This window comes from Streptomyces sp. NPDC001157 (assembly GCF_053598255.1).
Window position 1 is genome coordinate 89,385 of sequence record NZ_JBSFJW010000008.1, and the last position, 21,062, is coordinate 110,446.

The 21,062-nt window shown below is 71.4% G+C and carries 16 protein-coding genes; 9 read left to right on the forward strand and 7 right to left on the reverse strand.

Annotated features, from left to right (window positions below; genetic code table 11):
* Positions 1 to 508: 508 nt before the first annotated feature.
* The gene (locus tag ACWDAG_RS17170; protein WP_450696396.1) at positions 509 to 1,351 is read right to left on the reverse strand and encodes a serine hydrolase domain-containing protein; all 843 of its coding nucleotides are present in this window, start codon (positions 1,349 to 1,351) and stop codon (positions 509 to 511) included.
* 405 nt (positions 1,352 to 1,756) lie between these two features.
* Between ACWDAG_RS17170 and ACWDAG_RS17175 the strand changes: the two genes are divergently transcribed.
* Complete coding sequence (locus ACWDAG_RS17175; RefSeq protein ID WP_450696397.1) at positions 1,757 to 1,978, forward strand: hypothetical protein; 222 nt, start codon at positions 1,757 to 1,759, stop codon at positions 1,976 to 1,978.
* Positions 1,979 to 2,053: 75 nt separating this feature from the next.
* Positions 2,054 to 2,227: a hypothetical protein gene (locus tag ACWDAG_RS17180; RefSeq protein ID WP_450696398.1), complete on the forward strand. Its 174-nt coding sequence runs from the start codon at positions 2,054 to 2,056 to the stop codon at positions 2,225 to 2,227.
* An 86-nt stretch (positions 2,228 to 2,313) separates the two neighbouring features.
* On the opposite strand, the gene ACWDAG_RS17185 is transcribed toward ACWDAG_RS17180, so the two are convergent.
* Positions 2,314 to 2,619 carry a hypothetical protein gene (locus ACWDAG_RS17185; protein ID WP_450696399.1) on the reverse strand — a complete coding sequence of 102 codons (306 nt, stop codon included), beginning with the start codon at positions 2,617 to 2,619 and terminating at the stop codon, positions 2,314 to 2,316.
* Positions 2,620 to 3,257: 638 nt separating this feature from the next.
* Between ACWDAG_RS17185 and ACWDAG_RS17190 the strand changes: the two genes are divergently transcribed.
* Positions 3,258 to 6,185: a SpoIIE family protein phosphatase gene (locus tag ACWDAG_RS17190; protein ID WP_450696400.1), complete on the forward strand. Its 2,928-nt coding sequence runs from the start codon at positions 3,258 to 3,260 to the stop codon at positions 6,183 to 6,185.
* An 18-nt stretch (positions 6,186 to 6,203) separates the two neighbouring features.
* Here ACWDAG_RS17190 and ACWDAG_RS17195 read toward each other — a convergent pair whose 3' ends face one another.
* Together ACWDAG_RS17195 and ACWDAG_RS17200 are read right to left on the reverse strand one after the other, a co-directional pair.
* Positions 6,204 to 6,497 (reverse strand): putative quinol monooxygenase, encoded by a 294-nt coding sequence (locus ACWDAG_RS17195; RefSeq protein ID WP_450696401.1) that lies wholly within the window; start codon positions 6,495 to 6,497, stop codon positions 6,204 to 6,206.
* A 44-nt stretch (positions 6,498 to 6,541) separates the two neighbouring features.
* Positions 6,542 to 7,486, reverse strand: a complete 945-nt coding sequence (locus ACWDAG_RS17200) for a carbohydrate kinase family protein (protein WP_450696402.1) — start codon at positions 7,484 to 7,486, stop codon at positions 6,542 to 6,544.
* 240 nt (positions 7,487 to 7,726) lie between these two features.
* Between ACWDAG_RS17200 and ACWDAG_RS17205 the strand changes: the two genes are divergently transcribed.
* The 4 genes from ACWDAG_RS17205 (at position 7,727) to ACWDAG_RS17220 (ending at position 11,910) form a co-directional block, all read left to right on the forward strand.
* Complete coding sequence (locus tag ACWDAG_RS17205) at positions 7,727 to 8,743, forward strand: substrate-binding domain-containing protein (RefSeq protein WP_450696403.1); 1,017 nt, start codon at positions 7,727 to 7,729, stop codon at positions 8,741 to 8,743.
* A gap of 213 nt (positions 8,744 to 8,956) precedes the next feature.
* The gene (locus ACWDAG_RS17210; RefSeq protein WP_450696404.1) at positions 8,957 to 9,970 is read left to right on the forward strand and encodes an ABC transporter permease; all 1,014 of its coding nucleotides are present in this window, start codon (positions 8,957 to 8,959) and stop codon (positions 9,968 to 9,970) included.
* The gene (locus tag ACWDAG_RS17215) at positions 9,967 to 10,803 is read left to right on the forward strand and encodes an ATP-binding cassette domain-containing protein (protein ID WP_450696405.1); all 837 of its coding nucleotides are present in this window, start codon (positions 9,967 to 9,969) and stop codon (positions 10,801 to 10,803) included. Before ACWDAG_RS17210 ends, ACWDAG_RS17215 begins: the two co-directional genes overlap by 4 nt.
* A gap of 75 nt (positions 10,804 to 10,878) precedes the next feature.
* Positions 10,879 to 11,910, forward strand: coding sequence for a LacI family DNA-binding transcriptional regulator (locus tag ACWDAG_RS17220; protein ID WP_450696406.1), 1,032 nt, complete (start codon positions 10,879 to 10,881; stop codon positions 11,908 to 11,910).
* Between the two features lie 102 nt (positions 11,911 to 12,012).
* Here ACWDAG_RS17220 and ACWDAG_RS17225 read toward each other — a convergent pair whose 3' ends face one another.
* Both ACWDAG_RS17225 and ACWDAG_RS17230 read right to left on the reverse strand, forming a co-directional pair.
* Positions 12,013 to 12,702: a response regulator gene (locus tag ACWDAG_RS17225; protein WP_450696407.1), complete on the reverse strand. Its 690-nt coding sequence runs from the start codon at positions 12,700 to 12,702 to the stop codon at positions 12,013 to 12,015.
* Positions 12,699 to 14,027, reverse strand: coding sequence for a sensor histidine kinase (locus ACWDAG_RS17230; RefSeq protein WP_450696408.1), 1,329 nt, complete (start codon positions 14,025 to 14,027; stop codon positions 12,699 to 12,701). Before ACWDAG_RS17230 ends, ACWDAG_RS17225 begins: the two co-directional genes overlap by 4 nt.
* 205 nt (positions 14,028 to 14,232) lie before the next feature.
* Here ACWDAG_RS17230 and ACWDAG_RS17235 point away from each other — a divergent pair, with 205 nt between their 5' ends.
* Entirely contained in the window at positions 14,233 to 14,937 is a 705-nt protein-coding gene (locus ACWDAG_RS17235) for an ABC transporter ATP-binding protein (RefSeq protein WP_450696409.1), read from the forward strand.
* A complete protein-coding gene (locus ACWDAG_RS17240) occupies positions 14,934 to 17,336 on the forward strand; it encodes an FtsX-like permease family protein (protein ID WP_450696410.1) in 2,403 nt (800 codons plus the stop codon). Before ACWDAG_RS17235 ends, ACWDAG_RS17240 begins: the two co-directional genes overlap by 4 nt.
* Before the next feature lie 79 nt (positions 17,337 to 17,415).
* Here ACWDAG_RS17240 and ACWDAG_RS17245 read toward each other — a convergent pair whose 3' ends face one another.
* On the reverse strand, positions 17,416 to 20,610 hold the full coding sequence (locus ACWDAG_RS17245) for an amidohydrolase family protein (protein ID WP_450696411.1): 3,195 nt from the start codon (positions 20,608 to 20,610) through the stop codon (positions 17,416 to 17,418).
* Positions 20,611 to 21,062: the final 452 nt, after the last annotated feature.

Genomic DNA, 21,062 nt, shown 5'->3' on the forward strand with positions numbered 1-21,062 from the left:
GGCACGGGAGAGTCATCTCACGGACGTGCGAGCTATTTGGCCGTTGGGTCGACAAAGCGTCATGCCGCGTGTGGTGCTCACCTACGAGGGTCGCTACCGGGGCATGGATGAATCCACCATTGCTCCCCCCTGGCATGGCCTTGAGTGATCGTTGCTCAAGTTTGCTTCGTCTGATCACCACCTCGGCAGCCCTGGCCATCGACGCCCAAGGGGCCACTGATTGCTGGCAAGTTGGACCTGGGGCGGTCTTGGGGGTGAGCCCGTGACACAGACCGGCGCGGGCGCGATCAGGGACCGGTCGCCGCGCATGAGGACCCCGTCGTCAGGGAGCACCGGCACGCAGTGCCATGTCCCGGCGCCATGTCCCGGGCTCCGTAGCCCGGGACATGGCCGGGCTCCAGTGAGGGCCTGAGCAATCGGCCTGAATCGTTTGCCAGGCCCCGGTTCCCGATGGTTGTTCTCGGCCTCGCCCCGGACGGATGTCGGCCGGGGCCTCGGCCCGGAGGGCTCAACTCTGGTGGGACGAGGCGTCTACGAGACGTCTGAAGGTTTCCAAGGCCAGTCGATCCGTCGCCGCGCTCCGGCCGGACAGGCGGTGGACGAGGATCCAGCCCTGCGGTGCGGCGCCCGCGAAGACCGAGGCGCCACCCGTAGCGCCGTTGTGCCACAGCAGGCGTCCTGCTTTCTGCCAGGCCGGTGCGGGTTCGCCGAGTCTGCGGTCGACGAGCAGGCCGGTGACGAGGCGGGCGGTGGCTTCGGGCGTGGCCCACAGGCCGCCGGCGGGCAGGATCGCGCCGGTCATGGTCCAGGGCCGCTGCGGTTGTCCGAAGAAACCCCGGCGGCACAGCCGTCTGTCGGACGGTGGATCGGCCGCGACGTCGGTGACGCCCAGGGGGGCGAGGACATGCCGGTGCAGGAGTTCCTCGTACGAGGTGTCGGTGGCCGCGACCAGGGCCGCGCCCAGGAGGGCGTATCCGAAGTTCGAGTACTCCTCGGTCGTACCCGCGGGAGCCGTGACCAGGGTGTCCAGCTGCCGTACGACCGCGTCCAGGGCTTGGGCGTCGAAGGTCGCGTAGGGATCGCGGCCGCCGATGCCCGGGGGCAGCCGTGGCAGGCCCGAGGTGTGTTCGGCGAGGTGGCGGAGGGTGATGCCGGTGCCCTCGGGAGCAGGCAGGAACGATTCCAGCGGGTCGTCGAGGCTCAGGGCACCGCGGCCTGCCAAGGCGGTCAGGACGGTCGCGGTCAACGTCTTGGTCAGGGACCCGATCTGCACGAACAGATCCGGGCTGTGGCCGTGCTGTATCCGGGGCGGCTCGAAGCTGCTGAGCACGCAGGTGGGAACTCGGATCATGTCGGCCTTCCGTCGTACGTCCGGTGTGCGGTGCCGCTTGGCGTGCCCTGCCCCGTGTCGGGGGCCGGTGCCGCCGCCGGGACTCCCCCGTACACGCCGTACGCCGAGACCCAGAACAGCCCCAGCTTGCCCGGCACCCGGCGCCGATGCTCCGGTTTCGGCCATGGGCGCCGGAACGACTGTGCGGCCCCTTCTGCGCGGACGCGCGGGGCCCCCGAGCAGGGAGTCCACGGACTCCCACCGTGCCGAGTGCCGGGTCAGCCACGTCGGCGAAGGGGATCTTCGGTCGAGTTTCGCCGCCCCTGGGTCTCGAAACACCAGGTCAGCGGCGTGACGCAGTTGATCCCGCGTGGATCTGTGCCCACGGCCACAGCGGGCGGGAGAATCGTGGGCTCATACTGAGCCATGACCAAGCCTGCGGCACCGAAGCGTCATCTGCCCACCAGCCCCTTCAAGGCCCCGGTCACTCCGGCCCCCAAGCACTTCGCCCTGGGCGACCAAGTGACCCACGATGTGTACGGCCTCGGCCGGGTGATCGGCATGGAGGACGGAATCGCCGCGCTCGTGGATTTCGGGTCCACGCAAATGCGGATCTTGAGCCCGTACGCCAAGATGACCAAGTTGTAGCGCCGCTGTGCCCGGTCACGGCACGCCAGGCCCCGTCAGAGGCCTGTAACGAAAGGCAGATCTGTCATCGACACGATGTCGCTGTTCTCCGCCCCCGAAGGGCAACCCCGCCGTTCCACGGCACCATCGCCGCCTCCGACGACGGAACCCTTCCAGGCCCCGGACTTCGGGGAGGACGAGATCTTCCGGTCCGAGGATGCGCAGGAGTCCGCCTCGGGCACGCGCGCGACGCGGCCCGAGGCTGCCTGAGAGAAACCATCTCAAGGGCTCCACGAGCACGAGGAAGGCCCTCCGTGAAGATCACGGAGGGCCTTTCTGATGTGTGCCCGGGTGGGCTACTTGCCGAAGCTGACGGTGTTGTTGCAGCCCAGGTTCGAGCCGACGTTGGTGTTCTGCGTCTCGGGCCGGCCGTCCGGGCCGAACGCGGCGGTCTCGCCCTGTACGTCGCTGTTGTCTTCGGTCACCGTGCACGTGGTGCTCTGGTTGACCTTGATCGTCTGGCTCTCTCGGCCGTGGTGCTCGCGCGCGTGGCCGTGTCCGTGTTTTTGCCCGTCCCCGTGGGCGTAAGCGGTGCCGGCGCCGAGGAAGCCGACGGTGCCGAGGAGGACTGCCACGACAACGGTCTTGTGAGGCTTGCGCATGTCTTCTCCGGGTGTTGAAACGGACGCGAACGAGATCCGCCACGTCATAAGGTGACTGGAGGTTAATGCGCAAATTTCCTATATGTGCTCGTCGGCACGCCGGATCGTCCGATCAACGAGCGCGGACGTCGGCTCCGGCTCCTGTCCCAACTCCCCTGCGTGGCAGAGGCGTTGGGAGGATGAAGCGAGCGAAGACAGTCCGCGTGGAACCACCCGTGCGGCGGTGCCGCGCGCGTGAGGCGACTTGGGCCGTTCGGCCCCCGGCCGACCGGTGGTTACGACTGTCCGCCGACCCCTTGACCTGCTTACGGCGACGGGTGTTCGCCGTGCTGGACGACGTTCATCCGGCCGCGGGCTGCCGAGGATCTCGTACCGGCGCTGGTCCCGGTGGTCGACAGAACGTGGCGGACCGACCCGTCGCGCACTGAGGCGGCACGGGCGGCTACGGCCGGTCAGGTTCGTCGATCGGCTGCGAAAACCTCCCCAAGACAGGTGAAATCGCCTAAGTTGCTCAGGCGGGCTGAATTCGACGGATGCAGATCGCTGTAGGTCCCGATCGCAGACGGCCCAGTGGATCCCCGAGCGGTGAGCGGAGGCGACAGTCGGGCGTGGTGAATGCCAGAGGCACCGTGCGGCCCTTGGAGCGGCAGCTGATGCGGATGCGGCTGCTCGGCGCCGTCGACGAGGACCGGCGCGATGTCGAGGTGCTGTTGACCGCGCTGCAGCAGGCGGTGGCCGAGGTGCACGGCCTCGGCGGCATGGTGCATCTGCCGGGCGGCGGAATGAGCGGCGTTCTCTACCTGGTCGCCGACAGTGGGCTGCCGGAGTCGATGACCCGGCCCTGGCTGATCATCCCGGCCCGGGGCAAGGCGCCACCGAGCAGGGCCGCCCGCAGTGACATCGTCGCCTGGCAGCCCGACCTCGCCCCGCCCGATCCCGTGCCCGGCCGGGACCCCGCCGCGCTGTGGCCCTCCGGGCTCCCGGCGGGCATCGGGCACCTGGCCGTCCCCGTTCCGGGCGGCGGCGGGCGGCGCGGTGCTCTCTCCGTGCTCTTCGCTCCGGGCGCCGAGCCGGGCGCCGCGGAGCACGCGTTCCTGAACGAGGTGGCGGCCTGGATGTCCGGGAGGCTCAGGTCGTCCGGGATCCTCAATCCGTCCCCCACCCTGCTGCAGGCCCTGGCGCACGGGCCGGGGCCCCGGGATGCCCCGGCTCAGGACGCGGAGGGGGCGCCGGCCCTCACGTACACCTGGGACCTGCGTACCGGCGAGCTGACCGCCGACGGGCCCGTCGATGAGGTGCTGCCCGGCATCGATCCGCAGATCATGACCGGCGGCATCGAGGCGTGGGCGGCGCTGATCCACCCGGACGACCTGCCGGCGGCGGTGGCCGGCTTCGACACGGGTATCCAGGAGCGCGGCGGCTTCCAGCACGAGTACCGGATCCGGCAGCAGGACGGCACGTACGTCTGGATCGAGGCGCGGGCCCGGACGATCACGGACGAGGCGGGGGCTCCGGTGAAGGTGATCGGCACCGTCCGGGACAGCAGCGAGACGCACTCCGCCGCCGAGTCGGTGGGGCGGGCGCTGCGGCACATGAGCGACGGCTTCGTCTCCCTGGACACGGACTGGCGCATCGACTTCCTCAACCAGGCCGCCGAGCGCCTCTTCGGACCCGCGGGAGAGGTGGCCGGGGCGCTGCTCTGGAACGTTCCCGCGGTCTGTGCCGTGCCGGGTCTGGAGCAGCGGTGCCGGGCCATCGCGGCCGAGGGCCGGCCCGCCGGCTTCGACGTGCCGTGGCCCGACGGGACCTCCTGGTACCACCTGCGGCTGGTGCCGGTGCCGGAAGGTCTCACCCTCTACATCACCGACACCACCGAGCGGCATCTGCGGGAGGTCGAGCGGGCCGCCGCGGAACGGGCGGCCGCGGAGCGGGCGGCCCTCGTGCAGCGGATCACGCGGGAGCTGGCCGAGGCCGTCACGGCCCAGGATGTGATGGCGGCGGTGGCCGACGGCGTGATGTCCCCTCTCGGCGCCAGCGGACTGATCATGCTCGGCGTGGTCGACGACCGGCTGGCCGTGGTCGGCTCCCGGGGTTACCCGCAGCACTTCACACGAGTGCTGGAAGAGCAGTGGACGGTGCGGGACACCACCAACCCGGTGGGGGACGCCCTGCGCACCCGCACCCCCCTCCACATCGCCTCCCTGGAGGAGTTCCGGAAACGCTATCCGGAAGCCGAGGCCCTGATGCGGGAGGGCGGCGAGCAGGCGTGGGCCTTTCTGCCGCTGGCGGTGTCGGGGCGCGGGATCGGCGCGGCGGTGATCTGCTTCGACCGGCCGCGGGCGCTGGACGACGACGAACGGACGCTGCTGACCGCGCTCAGCGGACTGATCGCGCAGGCCCTGGAGCGGGCGGGGCTCTACGACGAGGCGACGACCCGGGCCCGTACCCTCCAGCGCAGCCTGTTGCCGCAGGCGCTGCCCGAGCTGCCCGAGGTGACGGTGGCGGCGCGCTACCAGCCGGCCAAGCAGGGGGCCGACGTCGGCGGCGACTGGTACGACGTGATCCCGCTCTCCGCTGCCCGGGTGGCGCTCGTGATCGGCGACGTCATGGGCCACGGCATGGCCGAGGCCGCCACCATGGGCGGGCTGCGCACAGCCGTGCGCACCCTCTCGGAGCTGGAGCTGCCGCCCGACGAGATCCTCGGCCACCTCAACGACATCGTCGGTGAACCCGGCACCGACGCCTTCGCGACCTGCCTGTACGGCATCTACGACCCGGTGACCCGGCAGCTGTCGTACGCCAGCGCCGGTCAGCCGCCCCCGGCGGTGGCCCGGCCCGACGGCACCGTGACCTTCCTGCCCATGACCCCGGACCCGCCGCTGGGTGTGGCCACTCCCCCGTTCGAGACGCTCGAGACCGAGCTGCCCGCCGAGAGTCTGCTCGCCCTCTACAGCGACGGGCTTGTGGAGAGCAAGGACCGGGATGTCACCACCGGCATGAACCGCCTCGCCGAGCTGCTCTTCGAGTCCGTGAACGCCAGAACGGCCGCACCGGCCGACGGGTCCGACCTCGACGGCCTCTGCGCAGCCATCACCTCCGCCCTGCTCCCCGCCCACCGCGCGCTGACCGACGACGCCGCCCTGCTGCTGGCCCGCACCCATCCGCTGGGTGCGGAGAACGTCGCCGAGTGGCCGTTGCCGGAGGACCCGGTGGCGGCCGGTCAGGCCCGCGAGCTGATCCGCGCCCAGCTCACCGACTGGGGCCTCGCCGACGAGGACCTGGTCATGACCACCGAGCTCCTGGTCAGCGAGCTGGTCGGGAACGTGATCCGGCACGCCTACGGCCCCATCCGGCTGCGCATGCTCCGCAGCCGTGCGCTGATCTGCGAGGTCTCCGACGCGAGCCTGACCACGCCGCACATCCGGCACACCTCCGCCACCGACGAGGACGGTCGCGGCCTGCAGCTCATCTCCGCCCTCTGCCGGCGCTGGGGCACCCGCCACACCCGTACCGGCAAGTCCATCTGGACCGAACAGCCCTTGCCGGGCAGCCCAGTTGACGCCTGATGCCGTGAGTCGGCGAGGTCAGTTCAGCGGATCGAGGAACGTCAGTACGGAGGCGTCCTCCTCGATCAGCGGGGTGAGGGCGGCGTTGAAGGGGGCGCCGTACGGCTGCTTCAGGTGAGCCTGGAAGGCGTCCTCGTCGCGGTACACCTCGAAGATCCAGAAGGCGCGCGGGCCGTCGGCCTTGGTGTAGGCGTCGAAGACGAGGTTGCCCTCCTCCTCGCGGACCTTCTCGGCGTACTCCCGCAGCAGGCGGGCGACTTCGCCCTCCGCTCCCTCGCGGGCGGTGAACTCGGCGAACAGGGTCTTGGTCATGCGGTGTCTCCTTGCGTTGTCGAGGGGGTGTCCGGTGGGTGTGATCAGCACTCGGCCAGCTCGCTCTGCCACGGCGGGTTGGGGCCGGCGACCGCGCAGGTCAGGGCCGCGACCCGGGTGGCGAACACACAGGCTTCGGCGAGGGCGGCCAGGTCCAGGTCCAGAAGTCGGCCGCCGAGGAATCCGCGGGCGCCGAGGTGGTGCAGCAGACCGGCCGTGAAGGAGTCCCCCGCCCCGACCGTGTCGACCACCTGGGTCGTGACCGCGGGCACCTGGAGCCGTTCGCCGTCGAGGGAGGCCAGGGCCCCTTCGGCGCCGCGCGTGATCACGACGAGCCGCGCTCCGGCGGTGTGCCAGATGTCGCAGGCCTTCTCGGGGGGCGTGTCCGGCAGGAGGAGCGCCAGGTCGTCCTCGCTCAGCCGCAGTACGTCGGCGAGGCCGCACCAGTGCTCCAGCCGGGAGCGGTAGACGTCGGGGTGCACCAGCAGCGGCCGTACGTTGGGGTCGATGCTGATGGTGGTCCGGGGAGCGGCGGCCGCCAGGAAGTCCTCCACCACCGCGGCGCCGGGCTCGCGTACCAGCGCGAGGGAACCGGTGTGCACACAGGCGGTTTCGGACAGGTCGACCCTTGCCAGTTCCGGCGGCGTCCACTGCCAGTCGGCCGTGTTCTGGGCGTGGAAGGAGAACGCGGCCTGCCCCAGGGCATCCAGTTCCGCGACGGCCAGCGTGCTGGGTTCGGTGGCCTCGACGGCGTGGGACAGGTCCACTCCGGAGGCCTCCAGACGAGCCCGGAAGAGGCGGCCGAACACATCGCCGGAGAGCCGGGCGAGGAAGCGGGCCGGGGTGCCCAGCCGCGCCAGAGCCACCGCCGTGTTCGCAGGTCCGCCGCCCGGCAGCACGCGCAGGGCGAGCTCGTGCGGGGCGGCTGCCGGTTCGGTGAAGGCGTCCGCGACGCACTCTCCCAGGACGGTGATCTGACGCGGGCTCATGGGCTGGCCTTCTTTCCGGCTGCCTTCCGGCTGCTTTCCGGCTGCGGACCTGCAGCGGAGGGGACGTTGCCGATTTGTGACGAGTACAAGGCATTGACGTTGCCGCGAGCCGGAGTCCATCATCCTCGCCAGACGGTGTCAACGTTGACATAAGTCAACGATGACACTGCGCAACACCGGGCAACATGCGCACACGCTCTGATGCCGACCCCGCCGCTCGCTATCCCGCAGGAGTCGTTCATGTCTCGCACCACTCGTCTGTCACCCACCCTCGTCAGAGCCGCTGCGGTCACGGGCATCGCGGCCCTCACCCTGACGGCCTGCGGTTCCGGCTCCGGGTCGAGTTCCACCAGCTCCGGTTCCGGCAAGGTCAAGGTCGGTCTGATCACCAAGACCGACACCAACCCGTTCTTCGTGAAGATGAAGGAGGGCGCGGAGAAGGCCGCCAAGGCGGACGGCGCCCAGCTGATGACCGCCGCGGGCAAGTTCGACGGGGACAACGCCGGGCAGGTCACCGCCATCGAGAACATGGTCGCCGCCGGAGTGAAGGGCATCCTGATCACCCCGAGCGACTCCAAGGCGATCGTGCCCGCCATCGCCAAGGCCCGCGCCAAGGGGGTCCTGGTCATCGCCCTGGACACCCCGACCGAGCCGCAGAGCGCCGTCGACGCCCTCTTCGCCACCAACAACCTCGACGCCGGCAAGCTCATCGGCCAGTACGCCAAGGCCGCCATGAAGGGCAAGACGGCCAAGATAGCCACCCTCGACCTCGCGCCCGGCGTCTCCGTCGGCGTGCAGCGGCACAACGGCTTCCTGCAGGGATTCGGCGCCACCGACAAGGACGTCGCCTGCGCCCAGGACACCGGTGGCGACCAGGCCAAGGGCCAGACCGCCATGGAGAACTGTCTCCAGAAGGACCCGAGCATCAACCTCGTCTACACGATCAACGAGCCCGCGGCGCTGGGCGCGTACACCGCGCTGAAGGCCAAGGGCCGCGAGAAGGACGTACTGATCGTCTCCGTCGACGGCGGCTGCACCGGTACTCAGGCGGTCAAGGACGGCAAGATCGCCGCGACCTCGCAGCAGTACCCGCTGAAGATGGCCTCCCAGGGCGTCCAGGCCGTCGTGGACTACGCCAAGAGCGGCAAGAAGGCGTCCGGTTACACCGACACCGGCGTCAACCTGATCAGCGACAAGGCGCAGGCGGGGGTTACGTCCAAGGACACCGGGTTCGGTCTGCAGAACTGCTGGGGGTAGCTCCGCTGGGTTGTGCCGCGATGGGCCGTCAGTTGTCTGCGGCTAAGTCGTGGCTTGTCGCGCAGTTCCCCGCGCCCCTAAAGGGGCGCTCCCCAGCACCGTACGAAACGTCTCTCCCCTTGGCGGGGCGGCCGCCCCGATCGCTCCCCGACCCGGGGCGGCCGCCCCCTTGGTCCTCCCACAAGGACTTCTGTCTTCCGACAAGGACTTCGCATGACTGCCACGACCACGCCCCCGGGCACGTCCTCGCCGTATGCCGAACTCAAGGCGCCGACCACGCTGCGCAGGCTGCTCACGGCACCGACCACCGGCCCTCTGGTCGCCCTCCTCCTGGCCTGCGCCTTCTTCTCGATCTCGACCGACCAGTTCCTCACCGGCGGGAACTTCTCGCTGATCGTCCAGCAGGTCATGGTCGTCGGCACCCTCGCCATCGGGCAGACCCTGATCATCCTCACCGCGGGCATCGACCTGTCGTGCGGTGCCGTGATGGCGTTCGGCAGCATCGTGATCGCCAAGATGGCTGCCAACGGCACCCTGCCGCCGCTCGTCGCCATTGCCCTGGGCATCGCCGTATGCGCCGGATTCGGCCTGCTCAACGGGTTGTTGGTGCAGAAGATCCCGCTTCCGCCGTTCATCGTCACGCTCGGCATGCTCAACGTGGCGTTCGCGCTGACGCACATCTACTCCAACGAACAGACCATCACCAGCCTGCCCGGCCCGCTGACGGCTCTCGGCCAGACCTTCCCGCTCGGCCACACCGACATCACGTACGGCTCGCTGGTCACCATCGCCCTGTTCCTGCTGCTCGCCTACTCGCTGAGCAACACCAGCTGGGGCCGGCACGTCTACGCCCTGGGCAACAGCCAGGAAGCCGCCCGCCTCAACGGCATCCGCACCTCCCGCCTGACCATCGGCATCTACACCGTCGCGGGCCTGCTCTACGGCATCGCCGCCCTGCTGCTCATCTCCCGCACCGGAGTCGGCGACCCGCAGGCGGGTCAGACCGACAACCTCGACAGCATCACCGCCGTCGTCCTCGGCGGCACCAGCCTCTTCGGCGGACGCGGCTCGGTCCTGGGCACCTTCATCGGCGTCCTGATCGTCGGTGTGTTCCGCAACGGCCTGCAGCTGATGGGCGTCGCCTCCATCTACCAGACCCTGATCACCGGCGTGCTGGTCATCCTCGCGGTGACCGTCGACCAGATCTCCCGGAAGAAGGCACGATGACCGCCAACTCCTCCCCCACGCCCGTGCTGCAGGCCCGCGGTCTGGTCAAGCGCTACGGCCATGTCACCGCCATCGACGGCGCCGACTTCGATCTGCTGCCCGGCGAGGTGCTCGCCGTCATCGGCGACAACGGCGCCGGCAAGACCAGCCTCATCAAGGCCCTCACCGGCGCGCTGGTCCCCGACGCGGGCGAGATACGGCTCAACGGCAAGCCCATCACCTTCTCCGGCCCGCAGAGCGCCCGCGCCCACGGCATCGAGACCGTCTACCAGGATCTCGCCGTGGCCGCCTCCATGGACATCGCCTCGAACATGTTCCTCGGGCGCGAGCTGCGCCGTCCCGGTGTCCTCGGCAGTGTCTTCCGCATGCTCGACAAGAAGCGCATGCGCGAGGAGGCCTCCGAGCACATGGCCGACCTGAAGATCGGCCTGCGCTCGCTCACGCAGTCGGTCGAGACCCTCTCCGGCGGGCAGCGGCAGGCCGTCGCGGTCGCCCGTTCCGTCGCCTGGGCCGGCAGCGTCGTCGTCATGGACGAACCGACCGCCGCGCTCGGCGTCAAGGAGTCGGGTCAGGTCCTGGACCTGATCCGGCGCGTCCGGGACAAGGGCCTGCCGGTGGTTCTGATCAGCCACAACATGCCGCATGTCTTCGAGATCGCCGACCGGATCCACGTCCACCGGCTCGGCAAGCGGGCTGCCGTGATCAAGCCGTCCGACTACTCCATGGCGGAGGTCGTCGCCATCATGACCGGCGCGCTCACCGTCGATTCGGCCGGAGGTACCGTCGTAGCGGACTCCGAGGCTGCCAAGGCGGCCGGAGTCCAGGCCAACTGACACCACGACCCAGCTCCTTCATGTTCCGGCCGAGGCCGCGGCCGGAACCCGGGAGCTGACAGGAGACGTTCCTCCATGGCTGCGAGCCGCCGCCCCACCCTGGCCGACGTCGCCCGGGAAGTAGGTGTCAGTGCCAAGACGGTTTCCCGGGTCCTCAACGAGGACGGCCCCGTGTCGCCCCGGACCAGGGAACAGGTCCTCGCCGCGGTCGCCGAACTCGGCTTCCAGCCGAACCTGATGGCCCGCAACATCCGCGTCGGCGGCCCGGACACCACCATCGGCCTGGTCATCCCCGACCTCGCCAACCCCTTCTTCGGGGCCGTGGCCCGCGCCATAGAGGACACGGTCGGCGAACGCGGGCTGACGCTGCTCATGGGCTCCTCCGCGGACGACCCCGAGCGGGAACGGGCCCTGACGGACAAGTTCCTGGCGCGCCGCGTCAGCATCCTCATGATCGTGCCGTCCGTGGGCGCCGACCACTCCCACCTCAAGAGCCACCGCTCGGCGGGGCTGCCCGTGGTCTTCCTCGACCGTCCGGGAGTCGGTCTGTCCACGGACAGCATCGTCAGCTCCAACCGTGCGGGCACCCGAGACGGCGTCGCCCATCTGATCGCCCACGGCCACCGCCGTATCGGCTTCATCGGCGACCTGCCCGTGAAGCTGTACACCCGCCGCGAACGTCTGGCCGGATACCGTACGGCGCTGCAGGAGGCCGGCCTCCCCTACGACCGCTCGCTCGTCACCAACGCCCACGACCAGCCGGCGGCGGCGACGGCGACCGCCCAGCTGCTCGGTCTGGCCGATCCGCCCACAGCCCTGTTCGCCGGCAACAACATGGTCGCGCTCGGCGTGGTCGCCGAACTCGCCCGCAGCGGGCGGAAGAACGTCGCCGTGGTCGCCTTCGACGACGTACCGCTCGCCGAGGCGCTCGAACCGGCCCTGACGGTGGTGGCCCAGGACCCCGAGGAGATCGGCAGGTCCGCTGCGGCGACCGCGCTGGCGCGGCTGGACGGTGATCGGTCGCGGGCGCGGACCATTACCGTGCCCACACGGCTGATCGTGCGGGGGTCGGGGGAGCAGTCTTCGCTTGCGGTGCGGGCGGTTTGACCGGGGGTCGCCATTCTCGATCGGTCGTCTGCTGCGCCGTCGTGGCTGGTCGCGCCCGCGCGCTGCGAGAAGCCTGACACCTACGGGAGTTGGTCTCCCTGTCTACGGCTCCGTCACCGGGGCGCCCGCTCCCGGAGCGATCAGCCCCGTCTCGTAGGCCACGACGACGGCTTGGGCGCGGTCGCGCAGACGGAGTTTGGCCAGGATCCGGGACACATGGGTCTTCACGGTGGTTTCGCTGAGGTGGAAGCGCGCGGCGAGTTCGGCATTGCTCAAGCCGCTGCCGAGTGCACGCAGGACCTCCAGCTCGCGGGGGGTGAGGACGGACAGGTCCCGGTGCAGGGCGGCGGTCTCGGAGTCGCGGGAGACGAAGCGTTCGACGAGCCGTCGGGTGATGGCCGGAGCGAGCAGCGCGTCACCGGAGCGGGCCAGGCGGACGGCGGCGACCAGGTGTTCGGGGGTGACGTCCTTGAGGAGGAAGCCGCTCGCCCCCGCGGTGAGCGCGGCATAGACGTAGCGGTCGAGGTCGAAGGTGGTCAGGATGAGGACACGCGGCGGATCGGGCACGAGCCCCGAGAGGATGCGGCGCGTCGCTTCCAGGCCGTCGGTGCCGGGCATCCGGACGTCCATGAGGACCAGGTCGGGGCGGGTGCGGTGGACCGCCTCGATCGCCTCGTCCCCGTCGGAGGCCTCGGCGACGACGTCGATGCCGTCCGCCGCCAGGATCAGGCCGAAGCCGGTGCGGACCAGCGCCTGATCGTCGGCGATCACCACGCGCGGCGGCTGGGTCACAAGGGCTCCTCGACCGGTATGACGGCGTGCACCCGGAAGCCGCCGGTGGGGTGTTCGCCCGCCTTGAGGGTGCCTCCGTAGACGGCGAGCCGTTCGCGCAGGCCGATCAGTCCGCGGCCGGCGCCGGGACCTGCCAGTGCCTCGGAGGTGCCGCCGTTGTCGGACACGTCGATGTGCACGGCGCCGTCGGCATGGTCGACGGCGATGCGCACCCGGGCGCCGGCGGCGTGTTTGACGGTGTTGGTCAGCGCCTCCTGCACCACGCGGTACGCGGCCAGGTCGGCGCCGGGGGGAAGGGGCAGCGGGGTTCCGGTGACGGTCAGTTCGACGGGGACACCGGTTTCGCGCAGGCGGTCGATGAGGGCCGGGACCTGGCCGAGGCCCGGTTGCGGTGCCAGGTCGACATCGGTGGCCGGGTCGGGGCCGTCGTCGGCCATGGTGAGCAGGCCCATGACGTGCCGCAGTTCGGCCATGGCGGTGCGCCCGCCGGCCTCCACGGACAGCAGTGCCTCGCGGGCCCGGTCGGGCGCGGTGTCCATCACCTTGCGTGCCGCCCCTGCCTGGATCACCATCACGCTCACATTGTGCGTGACGACGTCGTGCAACTCACGTGCGATCCGGGAGCGTTCGCGGTCGACCGCCAGCCTCGTGGCGACCTTGTGCTCCTCCTGCAGGACGCGCAGGCGCTGCTTCCAGGTGTGGATCGCGTTGGCTCCGAGCCCCACGCCGAGCAGCACGAGCAAGGGCACCAGACCGGGGGCGAAGGACGGGAAGTTCTCGTCGTGGAACACCGCGAGCAGGCCGGCGCCGACCACCAGACTCGTGAGCGCGCGGGCGCGGTGGGGGCTGTACACGGCGGCGCTGTAGGCGGCGACCGCACAGGAGAGGAACGTGTACACGGTCGTGTCGCCGCCGCCCAGGCTGTGGTTGAACAGCAGGCTCGTGCCGATCACGGCCCAGAACGCGGCCAGCGGATACCTGCGGCGCACCACCAGCGGCAACGCGGTCAGCACGCCCAGCAGCAACTGCCAGGCATGGACGGACTCAAGGTGCTGCAGCACACCCGGCGGCGGGAGGGGAGCAACCGGCGGGGTGGCCGGCGTCGGCACCGGCGGCGTCGTGGGCACCATGACCGGGGGCACCGGGACGGCGCCGTCGCCCTGCCGGAGGGCGGCGCCCAGCGTGCAGCCGGCGAGGACGACGGCAAGGATCGCGTCGGCGGCCCACATCCACCGGGTAGGACGGGGCAGCGGGCTGCGGTGCCGCAGCACTGTGACAGCCCTCCGCCACCGCTTGACGATCTCCGCCCGAACAGCCCCACCCATGCGATCAGTGTGGCAAGCCCCGGGCCCGGCCACATCCCTCCTGCTGCGGACGGCTACTACATCCCGCGTGTACATCGCAGGGATGACGCGACCGGCGGGGTCGTCCAGGGGCGCCAGATCGTCTCCCCATCGCAGGCGACGCCCCGGGCACGGCCCGGCCCCTACCTTCGGGCCGAACCGTCAACCACCGGCCCATGGAGGCATCGTGGCAGCGACCGCGCCCGTCATCGACATCCGCGAGGTGACCCGGACGTACGGGGAGGGGCCGCCGGCTCTCGCCGGCGTGACACTGAGCGTGCGTGCCGGAGAGGCAGTCGCCGTGCTGGGGCCGTCCGGCAGCGGCAAGTCCACGCTGCTGAACCTGATCGCCGGACTCGACCGGCCGAGCGCGGGCGGCGTCACGGTCGACGGAGTGCGGGTGGACGGGCTGAGCGAGGCCGCCTCGGCGCGGTACCGGCGGGCGAAGATCGGCATGGTCTTCCAGTTCTTCAACCTCCTGGACGACCTGACGGTCACCGACAACGTGCTGCTGCCGGCCCAGTTGGCGGGCCTGCCCCGGGCCGAGGCCCGCCGGCGTGCCGCCGGGCTGCTGGAGCACCTCCGTATCGACCGGTACGCAGGTGCCTACCCCGGCAGGCTGTCCGGCGGTGAGCGCCAACGGGTCGCGGTCGCCCGGGCCCTGATGAACCGTCCGGCGCTGCTGCTGGCCGACGAGCCGACCGGCGCGCTGGACACCGCCTCCGGCGAGGACGTCCGGGAACTGCTCGCCGAACTCAACGCGGAAGGCCAGACGATCATCCTGGTCACCCACGATCTGGGCCTGGCCGAGTCGTCCGCGACCCGGACCGTGGAGCTGGTCGACGGCCGGATCGTACGGGACACCGAGCACACTGTGACGGTGGCCCGATGAGCGCCCTCGGCCCGGTGAGCGCTCTTGGCCGCGTGGTGCGCGCCGGGGTCGGACGGCGGCGCGTGCAGACCGCGGTGATGGTCCTGACCACGCTCATGGCCGTCACAGCGTCGGTGCTCGCCGCCGGACTGCTCGTCGCGGCCCGCGCGCCCTTCGACCACGCCTTCGCCGAGCAGCGGGGCTCCCATCTGACCGCGCAGTTCGACGGGACGAAGGTGACGGCCCCCCAGCTCGCGGCAACCGCCCGCGCCTCGGGTGTGACCGCCGCGGCGGGCCCGTTCCGGACCCTTTCGCTACGGCCGCGCACGGCGTCGCGCTCGGACGTGCTTCCGGCCGGTGTCGATCTGCCACCGCTCAGCGTCGTCGGCCGGGCGGATGCCGAGGGCCGCGTCGACGGGCTCAGCCTGGTCACGGGCGCCTGGGCCACCCGGCCCGGCCAGATCGTGGTGGCCTACGGCGGACTGCCCGTGGAACCGGGCGCACGCCTGACGTTCCGCACCGCGCCGGGCAGGCCCACGCTGACCGTGGTCGGCCTCGCCCGTTCGGTGACCGGCACCGCGGACGCCTGGGTGACTCCCGCGCAGGCCGAGGCGCTGACCACGAAGGGCGGCCCACCCACGTACGAAATGCTCTACCGCTTCCGCCACGCGGGTACGGACGGGCAAGTGTCCGCCGACCGTGCCGCGATCGCCGCGGCGGTGCCGAAGGGCGCGCTGACCGGGTCCGCCTCCTATCTGACCGTCAGGCAGCGCCAGACCGCCAACACCATGGCGTTCGTGCCGTTCCTCGCCGCTTTCGGTGTCCTCGGACTGCTGCTGTCCGTCCTGGTCATCGGCATCGTGGTCAGCGGCGCGGTCGGCGCGGCGACCCGGCGCATCGGCATCCTCAAGTCCCTCGGCTTCACCCCGGCGCAGGTCGTACGGGCCTACGTCGGACAGGCCCTCGTCCCGGCGACCGTCGGCTGCGCACTCGGGCTGGTCCTGGGCAACCTGCTGGCCATTCCGGTGATCGGTGAGGTCGGCAGGGCCTTCGACGGCCCTTCGGCATCAATTCCCTTGTGGATAGACGCCGTTGTGCCTTTCTGCGCCCTCGCGCTGGTCGCCGGTGCCGCTCTGGTGCCCGCGCTGCGGGCCGGCAGGCTGCGCACCGTGGAGGCGATCACCGTGGGGCGGACGCCGGGTGCGGGCCGGGGCCGCCTGGCCCGCCGTCTGACGGGACGGCTGCCGTTGCCGCGTGCGGTCGGCCTCGGGCTGGCGAACCCCTTTGCCCGGCCGGCGCGTTCGGCGACGACGGCCGCCGCGGTCGCCTTCGGCGCGGCCACCGTCACCTTCGGGGTCGGGCTCGCCCTGACGCTCGGGGCCGTCCAGTCGGGCCGCATGCTCGATGCGGCCGGTTCGGTCGTGGTGGAGGCCGGCGGCGGACAGGCGCCGCCCGGAGCCCAGGCGGTCCCCGCCGACGGGGGTCGCGGCACCCGGCAGGCCGACCCGGCGGCGGTCGCCGCCGCACTCCGTGCACAGCCCGGGACCCGTCGCTTCTACGGCACGGCCCAGGCGCAGGTCGCCGCGTCCGGGATCACCGGCGCCACCGACGTGGTGGCCTACCAGGGCGACGCGGCGTGGGCCGCCCCCCAGATGGTCTCGGGCCACTGGCTCGACGGCCCGGGCCAGGCAGTGGTCACCACCCGGTTCCTGAAGGCAGCCGGGATACGGGTCGGAGACACGGTGACCCTGACGGAGCAGGGGCGCAGGACCTCGGTACGAATCGTCGGCGAGGCGTTCTTCACCGTGGGCCAGGGCATGGAGCTCCTCACCCGGACCTCGACCCTCGCGGCACTGGGACTCGACGCGCAACCGGGCCGGTACGCCGTGCAGACGCAACCCGGCACGGATCTGACGCACTACCTCACCTCGCTGAACGCCGCACTGGACCCGACCGGTGCCATGGCGCAGGCCAACACCACCCAGGGATCCGATGTCATCGTGACCATGGACGCCCTGGTCGGGATGCTCACCTTGATGCTGGTCGCGGTCGCGGGCCTGGGCGTACTCAACACGGTCGTCCTCGACACCCGTGACCGCATCCACGACCTCGGCGTCCTCAAAGCCCTGGGCATGACGCCCCGCCAGACCGTGGCCATGGTCATCACCTCGGTCGCCGCAATCGGTCTTGTGGCCGGCGCGACGGCGGTCCCGGCGGGGGTGGCCCTGCACCGGTACGTCACTCCACTCATGGGCCGGGCCGTCGGCATGGCCCTGCCGACGGCGGACATCGCGGTCTACCACGCCCCGCAGCTGGCCCTGCTCGCGCTCGGCGGGCTGGTCATCGCGGTGACAGGGGCGTTGCTCCCGGCGGGCTGGGCTGCGCGGAAGGACACGGCCGCCGCACTCCGGACCGAGTGAGGCGGCCTTCCGCAGCCCAAGGACCCCAGGCCCTGCCGTTTGGATCAGCTCGGCGTCGCGGGCCCCTGAACAACAGGACCTAGCCTCCGTGCCCGTCGCAGCACCCGTCCCTCCTCATCAGGCGCCCCATACCCAACCAGTCCTCCTCGGCCGCCGCCGCAGCCCCCTCCGACGGCTTGAAGGCGGCGACCAGTTCCTCAGTCGTATACGGCACTCCGCCCCTGAGGACGGACACCGTACGGACGAGTGCGGCGAAGTCCGTGAACGGGTCGCCGTCGATCACCGTCAGGTCGGCGAGCTTCCCCTCCTCGACCGTGCCGACATCGCCGTCCACGCCGAAGAGGCGGGCGGGCAGGACGGTGGCGGTGCGCAGGGCCTGGGCCGGGGAGAGGCCGCCTTGGTGGAGGGCGCGCAGGCCGAGATGGAGGGAGAGGCCCACGGGGACCAGCGGCTGGTCGGTGCCCAGGGCGACCACGCCGCCGGCGGCCAGGATGCGCCGGTAGATGTCGGTCTCCGTGCGGAGGGTGGCGAGTTGGGCCGGGGTGGGCGGGGCGCCCGCCGACTGGCGGACGGCGGCCGTGTCCCACGGGGGCATCACCACCGTGACCCGCGGGTCGTCGGCGAGGGCGGGGTCCGCGCCGAGGAGGGGGGCGGAGGTGAAGGGGGTGGCGATCATGGAGAAGCGCACTCCGCTCGCGGTGTAGATCTCCTCCACGTCCTGGTACGCGCGCCCTTTTGCCGTGATCGCGTGCCCGAACTCTGCGCGCTGCGTGGCCTGCAGATGGGTCGTCAGGTCCTGGCCGAGCTGTACGCCCGGTGAGAGCAGATGGCCTCCGGTGCGCACGCCGAGGCGTTCGTGGGCGAAGCGGGCCGCCTCCTCCATGATCCAACCGGGCGCCCGGACATACGTCTTGACGAAGTCCCAGTCCAGGTCGGCGCCCCGTTCCAGGGAGCGGCGCAGGCCCTCCCGGGTGCGGTGGGCGCGGCCCATGCTGTACGCGACGCGAGCCCCGTCGAGGAGTTCGCCGGTGGTCAGCAGCCGTGGCCCGGCGAGCTGTCCGGTGGCCACCGCCTCGCGGAGGCGGGCCTGCTCGTAGGCGAAGCCGCCGAGGGAGACGGCCGTGGTGATGCCGTAGGTGAGCTGGCCGGCGGTCTGGCGGCCGCCGTAGGTGGTCTGCCAGGGGTGGGTGTGGGTGTCCCACAGGCCGGGGATCACGGTGCGGTCCGAGGCGTCGATACGGCGGAGGGCAGACCGGCGATTTGAGCGGTGGGGCTCGACTGCCTTGATACGTCCGCCGCTCACGACGACATCGACGTCCTCCCGGGTCGTCTCGCCCGTGCCGTCCCAGAGGCGTCCGGCGTGCACCACCACATCCGCGGGTGTGGGCCTGGGAGCGTCGAGGGGGACGCGGACGGTGCGGGCGTCACCGCCGTCGACGCCGACGAGCCGCAACCGCCCGGCGGACAGATACAGCAGGGTGGCCGAGTCGCCGGACCAGGACGGGTGGTCGGCCGGTTCGGTGGTGAGGGTGCGCAGTTCGCCGGCCGGGGTGCCGTCGGGGTCGACGGGCAGCAGACAGAGCGCCGACTCGACGATCACGGCCATCCAGCGGCCGTCGGGCGACCAGACGGGCCCGGAGTCGTACCGGTCGGAGATCGAGGTGTGGGGCGCGACCGTGTGCAGCCGGTCGGTGCCCGTCGTGGTGTCGACGATCCGGGCGAGGTTGTAGCCCTCCCGGAAGCGGGAGTTGAGGCGGTTGCGGTCGCAGAGGGCGAGGTGGCGGCCGTCGGGCGACCAGCTGGGGCGGCCGGGCAGACCGCCGCCGCCGAGGGGGGTGGCGAGGACGCGTTCCTCACCGGAGGCCAGGTCGCGGACGAGGAGCCGGCCGGTCAGGTCGAGGCAGGCGAGCCGCTGCCCGTCCGGGGAGAGCGCGGGGTGGACGCGGCCGCCGGTCGCGAGCGCGGTCTCCTCGCCGGTGGCGAGATCGTGACGGTACACACCGAGGAGGCCGTCGCGGTCGTCGGCGTAGACGAGCGAGCGGCCGTCGGGGGCCCAGGCGGGCGCGAGCAGATACCTGGTGCGGGAGGCGGTACTCAGCCGCCGGGGCGGGAGCCCGCCCGAACTCCCCGCCAGCCAGAGCGAGTTGAGGGCAGCGAAGGCGATCTGCCGCCCGTCGGGCGAGAGTGCCGGCAGATGGATGCCGCGCACCGGACGCGCCCGACCCGCCTCCCCCAGGTCGTACTCCTTGGTCTCGTACCGCGGCCGCCGCACAGGGAGCACGCCCTCGAAGGGGATGGTCTCCGGCTGTTCGGGGCTGTCCGGTCGTACGAGGGTGAAGGCGCCGTCGAGCGTCAGCAGCAGCTCTCCCGCCGCCGTCCAGCGCGGGGGCACCGGGGCGATGTCCCCCGTCACCGGGACGGAGTGCCCGTCCACGACCAGCGTGCAGGAGCCGTTCGGGGCGGCCGTGGTGCGCAGGTGCGCCAGGCGGCCGTCGGGGGCCAGGGCCGGGGTCATGACCTGCGCGGCCTCGGTTTCGGTGTGGCGCACGACGACCGGTCCGGTGCCGTCGGCGGGGACGGCGGCGATCGTACGGGCCTCCACGGTCAGGCCCAGGGCGGTGGTGACCGTCTTCGCGCGGACGAAGAGGATGTGGCTGCCGTCGGGTGACCAGGTGGGGTCGAAGTCCTCCCACGGGCCGTCCTGGAGGGGGCCGTCCTGGCCGCTCAGGCCGGTGACACGGGTGATGCGGCCGGTGCGCAGCTCAAGCACGTGGATGCGGTACGGGCTTCCGCTCGCGGCGCCTTCGGGGTCGCCGCCGCGTTCGGAGGCGAAGGCGAGCCGGGTGCCGTCGGGTGACCAGGCCGGGCCACGGTCGTCCCAGGGGCCGTCGGTGCGCCGGCGCAGATCGGAGCCGTCGGTGCGCATGGTCCAGAGGTGGAAGCCGCCGCCCCGGTAGGCGCAGAAGGCGACGAGGGTGCCGTCCGGGGAGTGGGTGGGCCGGTTGGGTTCGAGATCGGCCGGGGTCAAGGGATGGGCCTTGCCGCCGGTGCGGGGCAGGGACCAGAGGGTGCCCTGCGCCTCGGCGATCAGGCGGTCACCGGCCGGGGCGAGGGTGGCCGAGCCGTTGGTGGCCCGGGTGAAGGACAGGGAGGGGGTGCCGGTGCGGGCTCGTACCGGCGGTGCGGTCGTGCCGATAAGAGGTAATGCGCCTGTGGCGGCCAGGAGTTGGCGTCGGGTCGGACGGAAAATGTGGGGGGTCCGGTCACAGTCCATGGCAGCAACACTGCTGTACCGGCAGCCTCGGGCTCAACGCTGTCCCCAGCCATCACTCTGTCGTGTCGCCGGCGCGCGGCCATGGTCGCGTGTCAGCGCGGTGCGTCTCGGCAATTGTGCTGTGGCACCGTCCTGGCGGCCTTGGCCTGCCGTCGCCAGCCGAGTGGTAGGACTCCTCCTGCTCCCCAACTCCCACAAGTGTTCTGCTTGGATCAGTCCATGACTTCTGTCGCACCGGACGAGACACGAGAGAGGACAGAGCTCGCGGTCTGGCTCGGCGGGGCGTCCATGGCGTGCTGGCTCTGCTGCCCGTTTTGGATACTGGTCTCCTTCATCGCACTGCCCCTGGCCCTCGTCGGCCTCGTGCGAGCCTGCGTCGAGTACCACGCATCAAAGTCGGGTCGAGCGAGCAAACCGCGAGCCGTAGTGGGTGCCGTGTTGTCTCTCCAAGG